Origin of the sequence: Oceanobacillus arenosus, assembly GCF_003369575.1 — a bacterium.
GTDB lineage: Bacteria > Bacillota > Bacilli > Bacillales > Amphibacillaceae > Oceanobacillus > Oceanobacillus arenosus.
This window is the reverse complement of record NZ_PIOC01000012.1, coordinates 37,680-52,315: the sequence shown is the minus strand read 5'-3', so window position 1 is coordinate 52,315 and position 14,636 is coordinate 37,680. Positions and strand designations below refer to the sequence as shown.

Genomic DNA, 14,636 nt, shown 5'->3' with positions numbered 1-14,636 from the left:
ATGACTCTCCTCATTGCTTAAGCTTTTTTCTCTAATCGGTAAACATAAGCCAAAATTTCAGCAACTGCTTGGTAAAATTCCTCTGGTATGACGTCACCAATCTCAATGGCTTTGTATAGTGCCCGCGCTAATGGACGATTTTCTACCATTACGACATCATGTTCCTTCGCAATTTCCTTAATCTTCAATGCCGTTTGATCGACACCCTTTGCCAACACATATGGTGCGCTTGCTTTTTTTTCATCATATTTTATCGCAATCGCGAAATGAGTTGGATTCGTAATCACGACATCGGCATTTGGTACTTCACTCATCATCCGCCTTGTTGCTGCTTGTCTTTGTCTCTCTTTAATCTTGGATTTAATTAATGGGTCACCTTCCATATTTTTATACTCATCTTTTATATCCTGTTTTGACATTCGTAAGTTCTTTTCAAAATCAAAACGTTGATAAGCATAATCAAGGATTGCTAAAAATAATAATGCAATCGTAGCGGAAATCCCCATTGTTGCAGTAACCCTTCCGAAGAAGGAAAGGGCACCCTCTGCATTGGTAAATGCCGTCATTAACATTTCATCTTTATACATCCAAATAATAAAGAAGGTTATCGAGCCAATACAAACAATCTTCAATAAAGATTTTAATAACTCTACTAAAGCACGTATCGAAAATATCCGTTTTGCTCCTTGGATTGGATCAATTCGCTTTAAATCAAACTTTAGTGATTCGGTCGTAAATAAAAAACCAATTTGTAAGAAGTTCGAAGCAATCGCAGCAATAATAGAGATGACAAAGATTGGTGCTACCAATTTAGCAAGTTCAAAAACTGCGGTTATGAATACTTGCATGACACTTGAAATGGTGACCTCTCTATCAAAATTAATAAAGAACTGCTCAAATAGTAACATCATATTACCTAATATATTCTTACTAAAAACGATTAACGTAACCAGGCTGCTCAATAGTAGAATTGCAGCATTGATGTCCTGACTTTTCGCAACCTTTCCCTTCCTACGCTCATCCTGCCTTTTTTTCGGTGTTGCCTTCTCGGTTTTCTCACCTGCAAAAAACTGTAGATCCATTTTTAGCCGCAAGTTAAGCACCCCCGAATAATTGCATAAGTCCACGCATCGCCTTGAACATCGTATCGAATAAATACTGTGCAAGCGACATGTAAAGTGATAGAAATATTACTATTGCGACAAAACTTACAATTATTTTCAGTGGGAGTCCGACAACAAAAACGTTTAATTGTGGAACAGTTCTTGCAATAATTCCAAGCGCAATATCAACTAAAAATAGGCAGCCGACAATCGGGATCGCAATTTGGAAAGCAATCAAAAACATATTATTAAACGATTGAATGACGAAATCAGCAATCGATTTATTTTCAAAAGGAATAAATGCTTCTAACGGAATAAATTGATAACTGTTATAAATTCCATCGATGATTAAATGATGACCATCAACTGATAAGAGGAATAATAAAGAAATAATGTATAAAAACTGTCCACTGATTGGACTTTGAGCACCTGTTTGTGGATCCATAACATTAGCAATCGCAAAGCCCATTTGAAAATCAATTAATCCGCCTGCAACTTGAATAGCAGAAAGTATAATAAAGGCGATTAGCCCAATGAATAATCCAACAATTGCCTCTTTCATTAATAGAAAGAGGAACATCCCATCAATTGTAATCATGGACGAATCAACTGTATAAAACATCGTTAATGCTAGGAAAAAACTAAAGCCTATTTTAAATTGCATTGGAATCGTACGATACGAAAATAATGGCATTGTAACAAAGAACGCCATCACTCTTACAAAGATTAAAAGAAATACTGGTAAACTGTTCAAATTAATCATTTCAAGCATAATTTACCCTACAAACTGATTTAAACTTTGAAATATAGAGGCAGTAAATTCTACCATCGTTGTTAACATCCATGGGCCAAGAAAAATTAAACCAACCAATACCGCAATAATCTTTGGGACAAAGGCCAATGTTTGTTCTTGTATCTGTGTTGTTGCTTGAAAAATACTGACAAGCAGACCAACTACAAGCGCTACTATTAATAATGGTCCTGTTACTAGCAATAATGTAGTTATCGCTTTCTCTGCCAATGCCAATACATATTCACTACTCATTTACCAAAAGCCCCTTTCATCAACCTAAAAACCGTTTAACAAGGAATGTGTAATCAAATACCAACCGTCTACTAAAACAAATAATAATATTTTAAATGGTAAAGAAATCATAACAGGCGGTAGCATCATCATTCCCATCGACATAAGAATACTTGCAACAGCCATGTCGATTACCAAGAATGGGATAAAAATCATAAAGCCCATTTGGAATGCTGTTTTTAACTCACTAATTGCGAAAGCAGGTACCAAGGTTGTAAGTGGAATATCTTGAATTGACTTAGGGCTTTCAATCTGTGAGTAATTCATAAATAATGCTAGATCCTTTTGTCTTGTATGACCTGCCATGAAATCCTTTAATGGTGTGCTTGCATTTTCATATGCCTCGTCCAACGTGATTTCCTCAGCGAATAAAGGCGCTAATGCTTCATCATACACTTGATTAAATGTCGGTGCCATGATAAAGAAGGTTAAAAACAGTGCAAGGCCAAGAAGTACTTGGTTTGGCGGCATTTGTTGCGTACCAAGTGATGTTCGAACAAATGACAATACAATAATGATTCTAGTAAAACTCGTCATCAAAATTAGGATTCCCGGTGCTATAGATAAAACCGTTAATAATAAAAGCAATTTAACAGATGTTGCTACATTTGAAGGATCTGAACTCGAAAACATATCAATAAATTCATTCATGCTTATCTTCCTTCTGTTCATGCTTGTTGATCAATTTTTTTCTGTTTTTCTTTAAGTTATCAAGTTCATTGGAAAACAATTTATTGAACTCCTTACTTTTTGTAGCTTTTTTGCCATCTGTTTTCGATGAAAGAAACGATTGGAATAGAGATCCTGCAGTAAAATTATCTGTCGCGTTTTCATCCTTCTCAAGAAGGGCTTCTATTACTTTTTCTTCTGTGACTTCCATTATTAACTCAATATTATCACCAACACCGAGTAGAAATATTTGGTTGCCAACACGTACGAGCTGAATCGTTTTATTTTGTCCTAGTGAAATTCCGCCTAATTTTTCTAACGCCTTTACTTGATTATTTAGTGATTTATTGCGTTTATTTAAAAACTTTAATAGAAAATAAATTAGGGCTAAAACTAATAATAATGCAAAAAACATCCGTACTAAAGATAATGCTAATGACTCCGTATTATCCCCACTTACAAGAGGTTCTTCATTATCTTTCTCAGTTTCATTATTAATCGTGCCATTTAATTCTTCACACTCAATCGCTTTCTCAATGCAATCCTTAGCATTTGGTGTTGTTGCTGCTACTACAATAGTACTAGGGAGTACATATAGTAGCAAAACAACAGAAAGACAAAAGTAAATCATAGTTTTATTATTCAAGATCCTCACTCGTTTCTTAACTTAACGCCTTTTGAATTGCCTCAATTACACGATCAGCTTGAAACGGCTTAACAATAAAATCCTTTGCTCCAGCTTGAATCGCATCGATAACCATTGCTTGTTGTCCCATTGCGGAGCACATGATTATTTTTGCCTCCGGGCTAAATCCTTTGATATTTTTTAATGCAGTAATCCCATCCATCTCTGGCATTGTAATATCCATTGTCACTAGATCAGGTATAAGTTCCTTATATTTTTCAACTGCTTGTGCGCCATCCTGTGCTTCGCCAACAACTTCATAGCCATTCTTAGTCAAAATATCTTTAATCATCATCCGCATAAATGCCGCATCGTCTACTACCAAAATTCTTTTTGCCATTATAATTCCCCCATAATCATTCATTATTTTAATTTCATTAATCGGTCGGGCTTACTAATAATATCTGTAACACGAACACCAAAATTCTCATCAATGACCACTACTTCTCCCTCAGCAATTAGTTTATCATTAACTAAGATATCTACGGGCTCACCTGCCAGTTTATCGAGTTCAATAATTGAACCGGACGTGAGATCAAGGATATCTTTAATTGTTCGTTTCGTACGACCAAGTTCAACGGTTATTTTTAAAGGAATATCAAGCAGCATATCCAAATTTCTCTGTTCGAAATGATTTAATTCCACTTTTTCAAAATTAGAAAATGATGCTTCCTGAATTGTTGCTGGTTGTGCACCGACATGATTTCCTAAAAATTGTGATTCCTGTGCTTCTTGATATCCTGTAGATTGCTGATAAGTAGATGGGATTTGTGGAAAGTGTTCTACTTCAGGCTCTAACGTTCTTTCCAACGTGTCAATTGTTGCAGTAACTTCAGTAGTCAAGTCCTCCTGATCTGTAGCTGCTTCCTGATTCAATAATTGATCAACTAGCTGCTTCGCAAATTGCATTGGCATAAGTTGCATCATATCTGAGTCTATAAGATTTCCTACCATTAATCGAAAGGAAACTCTGACATATGCATCCTCATCAAAGAAGGTTTCGTTTTTTATCACCGAATCATTTAATATGGATGGTGGTGAGATATCTACTTTCCTATCAAATATGGTAGACATACTAGTTGCTGCTGCACCCATCATTTGATTCATTGCTTCTTGAACTGCACTTAAATGAATCTCATTTAATTCCATATCCGGATTAGTACCATCGCCACCTATCATGATATCAGCAATAATTGCAGCGTCTGTTGCCTTAATAATGAATACATTTTTACCTGTAAATCCTTGAGTATAACTCACTTGGATACTCACTGGTTGAAAAGAAAATGCTTCATTTAGATCTTTTTTTTCAATCACTGATACACCTGGTGTTGTAATTTCCACTTTTTGATTAAGCAAAGTGGAAAGTGTTGTTGCAGAACTACCAAATGAAATATTTCCTATTTCACCTAGTGTATCTATCTCAATATTAGATAGATAACCTTGTTGTTCAGACGCTTTATCTTCTAGATCATCATCGTCAGAGCCAACATTTAACAATGCATCAATTTCCTCCTGAGACAGCATACCGTCATTCATTATCTTCATTCCCCCCTTTAATTTCTTCTAATACTTGTACAGACATTTTGTTTTTATACTTCCCTGGCTGTACACTAAATTTAGGTTCATCATTAATTACTAATGCAAGAGGATGATCGATTGGTTGGTCCAACGCAATAATATCTTGTTTGTCCAATTTCAAAAATTCCTGAATCGAAATAGTCGTTTCTCCCAATATTGATTTTACATCTATTTCTGCTTGTTGAACATGCTTTATTAATTTATGGTAGCTTTCATAATCACGCTCTTTATTAGAGGATTGCATCCAATAGTGCGCAGATAATTTCGGTATTATTGGTTCCAGTAAAATATATGGAATACAAATATTAATCATCCCACTTGCCTCACCAATTACTGTGGTTAATGAAACAACGACAACCGTTTCATTAGGAGAAATCATTTGTAGAAATTGAGGGTTCTCCTCAAAACTTTCTAAACTTGGATTGATTTCTGCAACCGATGACCACGCTTCGGTTAAGCTATCAGTCGTTTTTTCAAAAATTTGCCGTAGCAATATTTTTTCAATTTCCGTTAACCCTTCATTTTTATAAGTGCTATTTCCTTTCCCACCGAGAATTCGATCTAAAATTGCATAAGCAATATTTGGGTTAATTTCCATAATTAGTCTACCATCGAGTGGCTCGACACTATATATATTTAATACCGTCAATTTCGGTACAGAACGAATAAATTCTTCAAACGGGATTTGATCTACTGATGTTACAGATATATTTACAAATGACCTAAATTGCGTTGAAAAGAACGTCGTTAATAATCGAGCATAATTTTCATGTATTCTTGATATACTTCTAATCTGATCTTTTGAAAAACGCAATGCTCGTTTAAAGTCATAGGTGCGAATCCTTTTTTCTTGTTCTTCTTTCTTTAGCTCTTCTGCATTCATTTCTCCTGAACTAATAGCAGATAATAATGCATCAATTTCATTTTGCGAAAGAATTTCTTCCATTACAATCACTCACCTCCAGATTGGAGTATTTACCCACTATTGCAGAATTTTATTTATCGTATAAACAGCAGTGATACTGCCATCTTTCATTACTTCATTTAATTTTATTCTTAATACATCCTCTAGATTTTCTAGTCCAGATTTAAAATCTTCTTCCTTCATTTCTGCCAATGCTTTAATAATAATATTTTTTAGCTGGAATTCTCGCTTACCTACTTCGTCTTTTGCTTCTTTGCTATCTGTTAGGATTTGAAATTGAATTCGTACAAAGCTGCCATCTTCAAGGTCGGTGGTTATTTCCGGAGATTCATAAGAATATTCAACTACTTCATCTATTGTTAGCTCCTTGCCTTGAACATTTTCTTTAGGAGAATTCAAGATGACTACTAATGCGGCAATTGCTGCGATTAATAATACCACGAGAGTGATTATCATTGCTTTTATCGACTTACTCACTTTTTTCACCTGCTTCCATTTGAATTTTTTGTAATCCAATGGTTTGATAATATGCAGTAATTAATTGAACAATTTCTTTTTCAGGGTTTTTCACTACCAATTTTTTCCCATTTAGCAAAGTAATCGTTGTATCTGGTAATGACTGAATTTGTTCAATTAGAAGTGCATTTAATATAAAGGCTTCTCCATTTAAACGTGATAGTTGAATCATAATATTGGCAGGAGTGCACCACTGATTAGTAGGCACTCCCTACCCCCTTATTATCGTTTTAAGTTTACTAATTCTTGCAAGATTTCATCAGAAGTTGTAATTATTCTAGTATTTGCCTGGAAACCACGTTGTGCTGTAATCATTTCAGTGAATTCTTCAGCAAGGTCGACGTTGGACATTTCTAGAGAGCCACTGACTAATGAACCTACACCTGTAGATTCAGGTGGAATAAGGGTTGCACCTAATCCAGCATTATTTGTACTAGAATACAAGTTATTGCCTTCTTTTAACAGCCCAGCAGGGTTAGAGAAGCTAGCTAGTCCAATAGTGCCAGCGGGTGTTGTAGTGGTACCAATAATATAATTAACAGCACCATTTGTTTCAATATTAAAACTTTCCGCAGTTGAAGGGATATTTATTTTTCCTCCAGCTGTGTTAAGAAGATAATATCCATTTGAATTAACAATATTACCAGCATTATCTAAGTAGAGATTACCAGCACGTGTATAATATCTGTTTCCATTTCCACCATCTAAAACAAACATCCCGTCTCCCTCAATTGCTAGGTCTAATGGATTATTTGTCGTTTGTAAAAATCCTTGAGTATGAATATTATCAATCGATCCTAGTTGTGACCCTAAACCAACCTGAACAGCATTTATACCACCGCGTGTTCCTGTTGCTCCTTGTGCATTGGTTGTAGTTTGACTCATCATATCCTGGAAAGTAACGCGGCCCTTTTTATAACCAGATGTATTAACATTCGCAATATTATTCCCAATAACATCTAATTTCGTTTGAAAGTTCTTCATTCCTGAGATTCCTGCGTACATTGAACGTAACATTTTTTCATTTCCCCTTTATTGGTTTAATTTCGTTAGCTGTATCAATCAGTCAACAGCTTTAATGGCCTCCCAATCGGGTCCAGCCTAATCGTTAATTAAAATCGTTCCATTAATATTTGTAAAAATTCTACTTGTTGCTTCTTCTCGGTCCATTGCCGTTACAACTGTATTATTCTTTGCACTCACTAATAGTGCTGCATGTTTCAAAACAACTAATGAATCCGTAATTCCTTTTTCTTTCGCCTCTAGCATTTTTGCTTCTAACGTCTGCCATTGTTTCTCATTTAATTGGATATTTCTTTCACTCATGCGTTCACTAGCATGCTTACTAATTTTTAATGTCTGATGTTCCGCTAATACATCTTTAAATGCTGCCTTTGGTTCAATAGTAGTTGCCTTTTTGGCTGCAGGTAATTGTAATGCATATTGCTTTGCTACTTGATGTATTCGGTGATCCATATTCTATCCCCCTCTATTCTTCTGTAACATCCTCCTCAGAACCGGTTGTACTAACTTTTAGTGCTGCATCAGCATAAATCTTTTCGCCGTTTTTCAATTCTAAGATTGCCCAGCCCTCATTTTGACTAACAGCAATAACAGCACTTGTTTTTTCACCAAGCGATTCACCTGTTACCTGATCGTATGCCTGGTATGTAACTTCTTTTCCAATCATATGGCTATATTGAATCACAGGAGAAATTAATTGGCTTTGAACAAGTTTTTCAATGGAACTCGACATATTCATCATTTGCTCCAATGAAGTTAAAGAAGTCATTTGTTCTATCATTGCTTGACTATCCATCGGCTCTGTTGGGTCTTGATTTTGAATTTGTGTCATTAATATTTTTAGAAAACCATCTTTATCTAATGTGGGATTTGGCTCTCTTGTTGTTTTTTGATTTGTTAAATATAATGATGGATCAATTGTATTCATTCCATTCACCTACACTTTCTCATTCATTAGCAATTCACGGAATTGGGTTTCAAACGCATCATCTGGAAAGCGTTGTTCATTCTTTTCTTGATGGTTCGATTCATGCTCGTCCTTATTATTCATCTGTTGATCCTTAGGTTCTCTCATTTCTCCACTCGTTTGCTGCATGATGGATTCTTGTTTTTCAATGACTACTTGGTTTGGCGAAAACATATGCTTCAACTGATTAAGATTGGACTCCAGCATTTCCTTTGTAGCCTGTGTTGTAACGATAATCTTTACCGTCATTTCCCCATCAATTTGCATTAAGTGAAGTCTTATTTCACCCAAATTATTTGGATTTAATGTAATTGATAATTGATTGGTACCATTAGGCATTGTTAGAAATTTACTAGACTTTATTACCGATTGAAATTGATCCATTAATTGTTGTGCCGAAGATTGCGTATCGCTCCCTTGTGGCAAATTAACGTGAATCGTATATTGCTCTAATTTCTGCATCGGTGTTGCTGGCATAAATTCTACCGTTTGACTCAGTACTCGTTCCGGTTGTACTTGATTTTCCAAAGCTTTTCCTAGCCATTTTACAACATCTTGAGTGGTAACTTTAGAATCCGTATTGTATATTTGCTTCGATGCTACATTCTGCCTTTTTTGAAATACTTCTACCAGGTCCTTCCAGATTGTTTGTTCCGTTGCTCCTTCCTTTCTCATTAAAGTTTGGATGGTTGAACTTTCACTGGAATCCGCATGTTTTTTTTCTATTACTGACCATTGCTGGAGCAGTTCTAAAATCTTAGGTGCTACTTTTGGAAGATCTTTCTCACTTTTCACTTGTAATAAAAGGGTTTTAACCTCTTTATACACGTTTACTAATTGCTCTTGGATTGAAGATAAATCAACTGTCTTGTCTATAATTGGATTCTGCAATAGCTGTGATGTTTCCATAAAATGGTTTACAAATGATTCATTTTGATTAGAATGTTCGTTTGCTAAATTGCTCATCTCCAGCATGTCTGTTAATTGGATTATTTGTTCAACTAATGCTTCCGGCAATTTTTTTAAATCTATCCTTAATTCAGCTTCATTTTCTATGGCTAGATCTTGTGATTCATTTACTTTCCCGTCTGAATTCAACAATTCTAATAATTCCATCTGTATATTAAGCTGCTTCATTTGCGTTTGATCTAGTGAAATATCCGAATGACTTACTTCCGTTTCAGCAAATTTTACTTCATCCCATTTTTCACTTAAATCTCTTTCCACACAGAAATCTTTAGTAGAACTAGCTAAATCTAATTGTTTATTGTTTTGTTCCTTTTTGGTTACTGCTTGAACAATTTGGTTAGAGTGCAACAGGCTTTCTAATCCAATATTTATTGGTTGATTGTCATCGCCTAATTGAACTGTAGTTGATTCTTTCGCTAACACGTATTGGGATTCCGGATTCATCCCATTCTCTGAAACTTTTTCAGAAAGTGTTTCATTTGAATCGTTTTCTAACCGTGTGTTTTCGCTTGAAACAACATCTGTTACGGATCCAGTCAATTGTTCTTCTACTATTAATGGTTGAGGATTTTCCAATTGTTGTTTCTCTATTTCTTTAACTAATACTTTAATAGCTTCTGAGATTTTCTTTTGCAATGCGTTTATTTCAGTCGTTATTTCAATTGGCACTTCATCTAATGGAAAATCTTTATTAGAAGCTTCGCCAACTGATTGTCCAGTGAATCGCTGTTTCAGTGCGAATACTTGATCCTCTACACTTACGTTCGTTATTTGACCCTTTTCTATATCCATATGTGCTTGAAGAAATTCTAACTGCTTCGTGCTTCGCTCATTCGTGAGAATATTGTTAAACGAAGGAAGTCGATTAACCGTCTTTACAGGATTTGGTTCACCCACCATACTTTTGGAACTTTGCTGCTGAGAAATCATATTGATAGCGTTCACCTATTCACCTCCTTTCAATGAAATACATCAACTTTCAGATCCCATCAGTAATTTTGTAAGTTCTGCCGCAATCTTTGGGTCCATCTCTTCTAAAATACTTCCTCTAACTTTATTTGAAACGGTTTGCAGAATTGTTACAGCCATATCTCTATCAAGACTTTCTAATATTGCGGATGATTTCTCACTATCCATTTCCTCATAGGCTTTCGCAACTGTCTTAACCGAATCTGTTTCTTGCTGAGTTCCCTCAGTTGTTGATGAAGTGGTATCTTGATCTACTTGATCTTTTTCCAGCTTTACAATTTCCTGTTCTAGCTCATTAATCGTATCTTGAAGCTTACCTATATCTTGATTTAATAGATCAATTTCGGTATCTTTTTCATCAATTGTAGACTGCAAATCATTCGTTTCGACTATTGGAGTTTCGTTATCATCCGTATTCTCCACTTTGGAAACCACCGGATTGTTACCCACTTTTTCCTTTGCCCAATCCACCACATCAACACCCGCTACTTCCAAAATAATGATGATAAGTGTAGACGCGACGATAATAGGAATGATGATTGCAAAGAGAAACCATGTCACTGGATTTCGTTTTTTCTTATCTTGATTCGATCCATTCACTTGTCCTGCCATTTTCTCACCCATTTTTGTGGCTTAAATACTGATTCATGGAAATTTCATCCATAAATGCTTTTTCCACTTGTTTTGCTTCATTTGCTTCTGTTTCTCTGCGTAATTCAATAATTTTTTCGAATTTCTTAACTTCAACATGTGCATCTGTAAGCTTTAATTGTTTTGTTTCCATGTCTGTTCTTGCCTTATGTACATTGTGCTCAACCATGACAATCTGTTGATTCAATTGTTCAATATAATTTACTTGATCAATAATTTTATCTAATGCTGTTGTTGTTTGAATATATTGATCATAAATTTCTTCAGCTGTTTCTTTTTTCTTTAGTAAAACGTACAACTCTGATGCAACCTTTTCAAAAACATCCATTGCTTGATAATAGATTTTTTGTGCATCTTTCTTTTCATTCTCGCGTACATGCAAAATTTTCGAAAAAACAACCGTTTCCGCCATTAATTTAAGCCTCCATTTAACAATGCTTTCATCGTTTCAATTGATTCGCTTAATGTTTTATACTCAAAAACATCCTGTTTTAAAAAAGCTTGGATCTTCGGGTAGTAGGAGATCGAGCGATCAATTTCCTGATTGGTTCCACGTTTATATGCACCAATATTAATAAGCTCACGATTCTCTTCATATGTAGCAAGAATCGTACGAAGTTCACCAGCTGTTTCCTTATGTTCTTTATCGACAATTTGGTTCATAACACGACTAATGGATTTAAGTACGTTAATAGCTGGATATTGACCACGTTCTGCAATTTTACGATCCATAACAAAGTGACCGTCTAAAATCCCTCGTACTGCATCGGCAATTGGCTCATTCATATCATCACCATCTACTAACACGGTATAAAAGGCAGTGATGGTCCCAAACTCATTTGTTCCTGTGCGTTCTAAAAGCTTTGGTAAAATGGAAAAAACAGACGGTGTATACCCCTTTGTTGTTGGTGGTTCACCGATTGCAAGCCCAATTTCTCTCTGTGCCATTGCAACACGTGTCACAGAGTCCATCATCAAATTAACTTGATAGCCTAAATCACGAAAATACTCTGCAAAGGCTGTTGCTGTATACGCACCCTTAATCCGCATTAGTGCAGGTTGATCAGATGTAGCAACAACGACAATGGACTTCTTCAATCCTTCTGGACCGAGATCTTTTTCGATAAACTCTCGAACCTCCCGACCCCGTTCACCAATTAATGCAATAATATTTATATCTGCACCACTATTGCGTGCAATCATTCCGAGTAATGTACTTTTCCCCACACCACTTCCTGCGAAAATCCCAACTCGTTGCCCTTTTCCTACCGTTAATAGTGAATCTATTGCTTTCACTCCGACTTGGATAGGCTCTGCAATTGGTGGACGCAGCATTGGATTCGGTGGTGCGTTTTCTGTTAAGTAATTTGCCAATCCCTTTGGTAATGGCGAACCATCCAAAGGCTTTCCAAGTGAGTCAACAACATTTCCAATCATGCTGCGCCCAATTTTTACGGTTAATGATTTCCCTGTAGATTCGACAATGCTACCTGGACCAATTTCGGTAACTTCAGAATAAGGCATTAAAATGATACGTTCATTATTAAATCCGACTACTTCAGAGAGGATTGGCTTTTTTCCATTATTAGAGGTATGGATATAACATACATCGCCAATATTTGCTTGCGGGCCTAATGATTCAATCATTAGGCCAACAACACGCAGCACCTTTCCATAATACTTATAGGTATCTACCTGATCAATAACAGATACATAGTCTGTTAATTTCATCATTTATTCGCCACCCACTAACTCTAACAAAACATTACGAATTTGGTTTAATTGTGTATCCACACTTGCATCTATTCGTCCAAATGGATGCTCTATAATGCATGCATTCTCTGGCAAATCGTCTTTAACATAGAGTGATAATTTCGATTCGTTTTCTAATAAATTCACAAGCTCCTGTTTTTGCTCAAATACCATTTCATAATTCATTGGGTGCAAATAAATAGAAATTGTCGATCGATCCTCTATTTCTTTAACAGCTGCTTTGACAATATCTAAAAAGACTGTAGGATTTTCTGTTATGGACGTTTTGATAATTTTTTCTGCCACTTTAACGGCTAATTGCGCTATCATTTCCTCACTTTTTTCCAGTGTTGTATGATAATCTTTCGTTGTCGTTTCCACTATGTTGTTTGCCTGATTTAGAATTTCTTGATATTCCGTACGAATATCTGCCTTACCTAGTTCAAACCCTGCAGAATACCCCTCTTTTTTTGCGGATTCAATCCACTTTAATTTCTCCTGCTGCCATTCATTTTTTTCTTTTACAATTTCCGCTTTTGTTGTTTCGATGAGTGATACTTTTCTATTATTTAACTTTGCAATCTCTGCTTTTGCCTTTTCTGCCTGTGCACGTAAAGTAGCAACATCTTCTTGGGTCAATTGCTCGCTCTGTTTATCCTCCTTTTTCAGTTCAATTGGCTTAATTTCTATTATTCTACGTTTTGATGCTAATGATTGTTCATTTTTAGACAATGATATCGTCTCCTCCACCACGTGCAATAACAATCTCACCAATATCTTCTAATCTACGAATAGTACCCACAATCCTCGTCTGTGCTTCCTCTACATCACGAAGTCTTACTGGACCCATAAATTCCATTTCTTCTTTAAAGGTTTCCGCCATCCGTTGCGACATGTTCGTAAAGACAATTTGTTTTACTTCATCACTAGCAACTTTTAAAGCCAGGCGTAAATCGTCATTTTCCACTTCACGAATTACGCGCTGAATTGCGCGATTATCCAGAATAACAATATCTTCGAATACAAACATTCGCTTCTTAATTTCTTCAGCAAGATCAGGATCTTGTACCTCTAGTGCGTCCAGAATATTTCTTTCTGTGCTGCGATCAACACCATTTAACACTTCGACTACTGCAGCAATTCCACCGGTTTGCGTAAAGTCTTCTGTAATAGAAGAGGATAAATTCCGCTCTAAAACCTGCTCAACTTGACTAATAATCTCCGGTGAGGTTGAGTCCATTGTTGCTATCCGCTTTGCAATATCTGCCTGCATTTCCTGCGGTAAGGATGACAGAATTTGACCCGCTTGTTCTGAATCCAGATAAGATAGAATAAGTGCAATCGTTTGAGGGTGTTCTCCTTGAATAAAGTTTAAAACCTGTTGTGGATCAGCTTTTCTAGCAAAGTCAAACGGTCTTACCTGCAACGAGGAAGTAAGGCGATTTATGATATTCGAGGCTTCGGTTTTTCCAAAAGCTTTTTCTAATACTGTTTTTGCATAGCCAATACCTCCTTGAGCAATATAGTCCTGTGCAACAGCAACTTGATGAAATTGCTCAATAACCTCTTCTTTTAAGTTTGAATCTACTTTTTTTACAGAGGAAATCTCTAAGCTAAGCTTTTCAATTTCCTCATCTGTTAGATGTTTATATACCTGTGCTGAAACATCTGGACCAAGTGAGATTAAAAGAATTGCAGCTTTTTGTTTCCCTGATAACGTACCTTTATGTCTTGCCATCTCATAA

Annotated in this window: 19 protein-coding genes; all 19 read right to left on the bottom strand. The window is 35.9% G+C overall.

What is annotated here, in order from left to right:
- Positions 1-17 precede the first annotated feature (17 nt).
- Entirely contained in the window at positions 18-1,094 is a 1,077-nt protein-coding gene (flhB, locus tag CWR48_RS07230) for a flagellar biosynthesis protein FlhB (protein WP_115772573.1), read from the bottom strand.
- 1 nt (position 1,095) lies between these two features.
- Positions 1,096-1,875, bottom strand: a complete 780-nt coding sequence (fliR, locus tag CWR48_RS07225) for a flagellar biosynthetic protein FliR (protein WP_115772572.1) — start codon at positions 1,873-1,875, stop codon at positions 1,096-1,098.
- A 3-nt stretch (positions 1,876-1,878) separates the two neighbouring features.
- Positions 1,879-2,148, bottom strand: coding sequence for a flagellar biosynthesis protein FliQ (gene fliQ, locus CWR48_RS07220; protein WP_115772571.1), 270 nt, complete (start codon positions 2,146-2,148; stop codon positions 1,879-1,881).
- A 24-nt stretch (positions 2,149-2,172) separates the two neighbouring features.
- A complete protein-coding gene (gene fliP, locus CWR48_RS07215; protein WP_115772570.1) occupies positions 2,173-2,838 on the bottom strand; it encodes a flagellar type III secretion system pore protein FliP in 666 nt (221 codons plus the stop codon).
- Positions 2,831-3,502 (bottom strand): flagellar biosynthetic protein FliO, encoded by a 672-nt coding sequence (locus CWR48_RS07210; RefSeq protein ID WP_147294873.1) that lies wholly within the window; start codon positions 3,500-3,502, stop codon positions 2,831-2,833. Before CWR48_RS07210 ends, fliP begins: the two co-directional genes overlap by 8 nt.
- Before the next feature lie 16 nt (positions 3,503-3,518).
- The gene (locus CWR48_RS07205; protein WP_115772568.1) at positions 3,519-3,881 is read right to left on the bottom strand and encodes a response regulator; all 363 of its coding nucleotides are present in this window, start codon (positions 3,879-3,881) and stop codon (positions 3,519-3,521) included.
- A 23-nt stretch (positions 3,882-3,904) separates the two neighbouring features.
- Positions 3,905-5,080, bottom strand: a complete 1,176-nt coding sequence (gene fliY, locus CWR48_RS07200; protein ID WP_115772712.1) for a flagellar motor switch phosphatase FliY — start codon at positions 5,078-5,080, stop codon at positions 3,905-3,907.
- Positions 5,070-6,065 carry a flagellar motor switch protein FliM gene (gene fliM, locus CWR48_RS07195; RefSeq protein WP_115772567.1) on the bottom strand — a complete coding sequence of 332 codons (996 nt, stop codon included), beginning with the start codon at positions 6,063-6,065 and terminating at the stop codon, positions 5,070-5,072. Before fliM ends, fliY begins: the two co-directional genes overlap by 11 nt.
- 36 nt (positions 6,066-6,101) lie before the next feature.
- A complete protein-coding gene (gene fliL / locus CWR48_RS07190; protein WP_115772566.1) occupies positions 6,102-6,521 on the bottom strand; it encodes a flagellar basal body-associated protein FliL in 420 nt (139 codons plus the stop codon).
- Positions 6,514-6,732, bottom strand: coding sequence for a flagellar FlbD family protein (locus CWR48_RS07185; RefSeq protein ID WP_115772711.1), 219 nt, complete (start codon positions 6,730-6,732; stop codon positions 6,514-6,516). The genes fliL and CWR48_RS07185 overlap by 8 nt, the downstream gene beginning before the upstream one ends.
- 50 nt (positions 6,733-6,782) lie before the next feature.
- A complete protein-coding gene (gene flgG / locus CWR48_RS07180) occupies positions 6,783-7,577 on the bottom strand; it encodes a flagellar basal body rod protein FlgG (RefSeq protein WP_115772565.1) in 795 nt (264 codons plus the stop codon).
- Between the two features lie 84 nt (positions 7,578-7,661).
- Positions 7,662-8,036, bottom strand: coding sequence for a TIGR02530 family flagellar biosynthesis protein (locus tag CWR48_RS07175; RefSeq protein WP_115772564.1), 375 nt, complete (start codon positions 8,034-8,036; stop codon positions 7,662-7,664).
- Positions 8,037-8,049: 13 nt separating this feature from the next.
- Positions 8,050-8,511, bottom strand: coding sequence for a flagellar hook capping FlgD N-terminal domain-containing protein (locus CWR48_RS07170; RefSeq protein WP_115772710.1), 462 nt, complete (start codon positions 8,509-8,511; stop codon positions 8,050-8,052).
- A 9-nt stretch (positions 8,512-8,520) separates the two neighbouring features.
- Entirely contained in the window at positions 8,521-10,464 is a 1,944-nt protein-coding gene (locus tag CWR48_RS07165; protein WP_115772563.1) for a flagellar hook-length control protein FliK, read from the bottom strand.
- A gap of 27 nt (positions 10,465-10,491) precedes the next feature.
- On the bottom strand, positions 10,492-11,100 hold the full coding sequence (locus tag CWR48_RS07160) for a MotE family protein (protein ID WP_170140723.1): 609 nt from the start codon (positions 11,098-11,100) through the stop codon (positions 10,492-10,494).
- Between the two features lie 4 nt (positions 11,101-11,104).
- Positions 11,105-11,551: a flagellar export protein FliJ gene (fliJ, locus tag CWR48_RS07155; RefSeq protein WP_115772561.1), complete on the bottom strand. Its 447-nt coding sequence runs from the start codon at positions 11,549-11,551 to the stop codon at positions 11,105-11,107.
- A complete protein-coding gene (gene fliI / locus CWR48_RS07150; RefSeq protein ID WP_115772709.1) occupies positions 11,551-12,870 on the bottom strand; it encodes a flagellar protein export ATPase FliI in 1,320 nt (439 codons plus the stop codon). Before fliI ends, fliJ begins: the two co-directional genes overlap by 1 nt.
- A 3-nt stretch (positions 12,871-12,873) precedes the next feature.
- Positions 12,874-13,623 (bottom strand): flagellar assembly protein FliH, encoded by a 750-nt coding sequence (gene fliH, locus CWR48_RS07145; RefSeq protein WP_170140722.1) that lies wholly within the window; start codon positions 13,621-13,623, stop codon positions 12,874-12,876.
- Positions 13,616-14,629: a flagellar motor switch protein FliG gene (fliG, locus tag CWR48_RS07140; protein ID WP_115772559.1), complete on the bottom strand. Its 1,014-nt coding sequence runs from the start codon at positions 14,627-14,629 to the stop codon at positions 13,616-13,618. The genes fliH and fliG overlap by 8 nt, the downstream gene beginning before the upstream one ends.
- Positions 14,630-14,636: the final 7 nt, after the last annotated feature.

Coding starts and splice junctions, on each gene's coding strand:
- fliR (WP_115772572.1), bottom strand. CDS start 1,875: ATGCTTGAAATGATTAATTTGAACAGTTTACCAGTATTTCTTTTAATC.
- fliQ (WP_115772571.1), bottom strand. CDS start 2,148: ATGAGTAGTGAATATGTATTGGCATTGGCAGAGAAAGCGATAACTACA.
- fliP (WP_115772570.1), bottom strand. CDS start 2,838: ATGAATGAATTTATTGATATGTTTTCGAGTTCAGATCCTTCAAATGTA.
- CWR48_RS07205 (WP_115772568.1), bottom strand. CDS start 3,881: ATGGCAAAAAGAATTTTGGTAGTAGACGATGCGGCATTTATGCGGATG.
- fliM (WP_115772567.1), bottom strand. CDS start 6,065: ATGGAAGAAATTCTTTCGCAAAATGAAATTGATGCATTATTATCTGCT.
- CWR48_RS07185 (WP_115772711.1), bottom strand. CDS start 6,732: ATGATTCAACTATCACGTTTAAATGGAGAAGCCTTTATATTAAATGCA.
- flgG (WP_115772565.1), bottom strand. CDS start 7,577: ATGTTACGTTCAATGTACGCAGGAATCTCAGGAATGAAGAACTTTCAA.
- CWR48_RS07175 (WP_115772564.1), bottom strand. CDS start 8,036: ATGGATCACCGAATACATCAAGTAGCAAAGCAATATGCATTACAATTA.
- CWR48_RS07170 (WP_115772710.1), bottom strand. CDS start 8,511: ATGAATACAATTGATCCATCATTATATTTAACAAATCAAAAAACAACA.
- CWR48_RS07160 (WP_170140723.1), bottom strand. CDS start 11,100: ATGGCAGGACAAGTGAATGGATCGAATCAAGATAAGAAAAAACGAAAT.
- fliJ (WP_115772561.1), bottom strand. CDS start 11,551: ATGGCGGAAACGGTTGTTTTTTCGAAAATTTTGCATGTACGCGAGAAT.
- fliI (WP_115772709.1), bottom strand. CDS start 12,870: ATGAAATTAACAGACTATGTATCTGTTATTGATCAGGTAGATACCTAT.
- fliG (WP_115772559.1), bottom strand. CDS start 14,629: ATGGCAAGACATAAAGGTACGTTATCAGGGAAACAAAAAGCTGCAATT.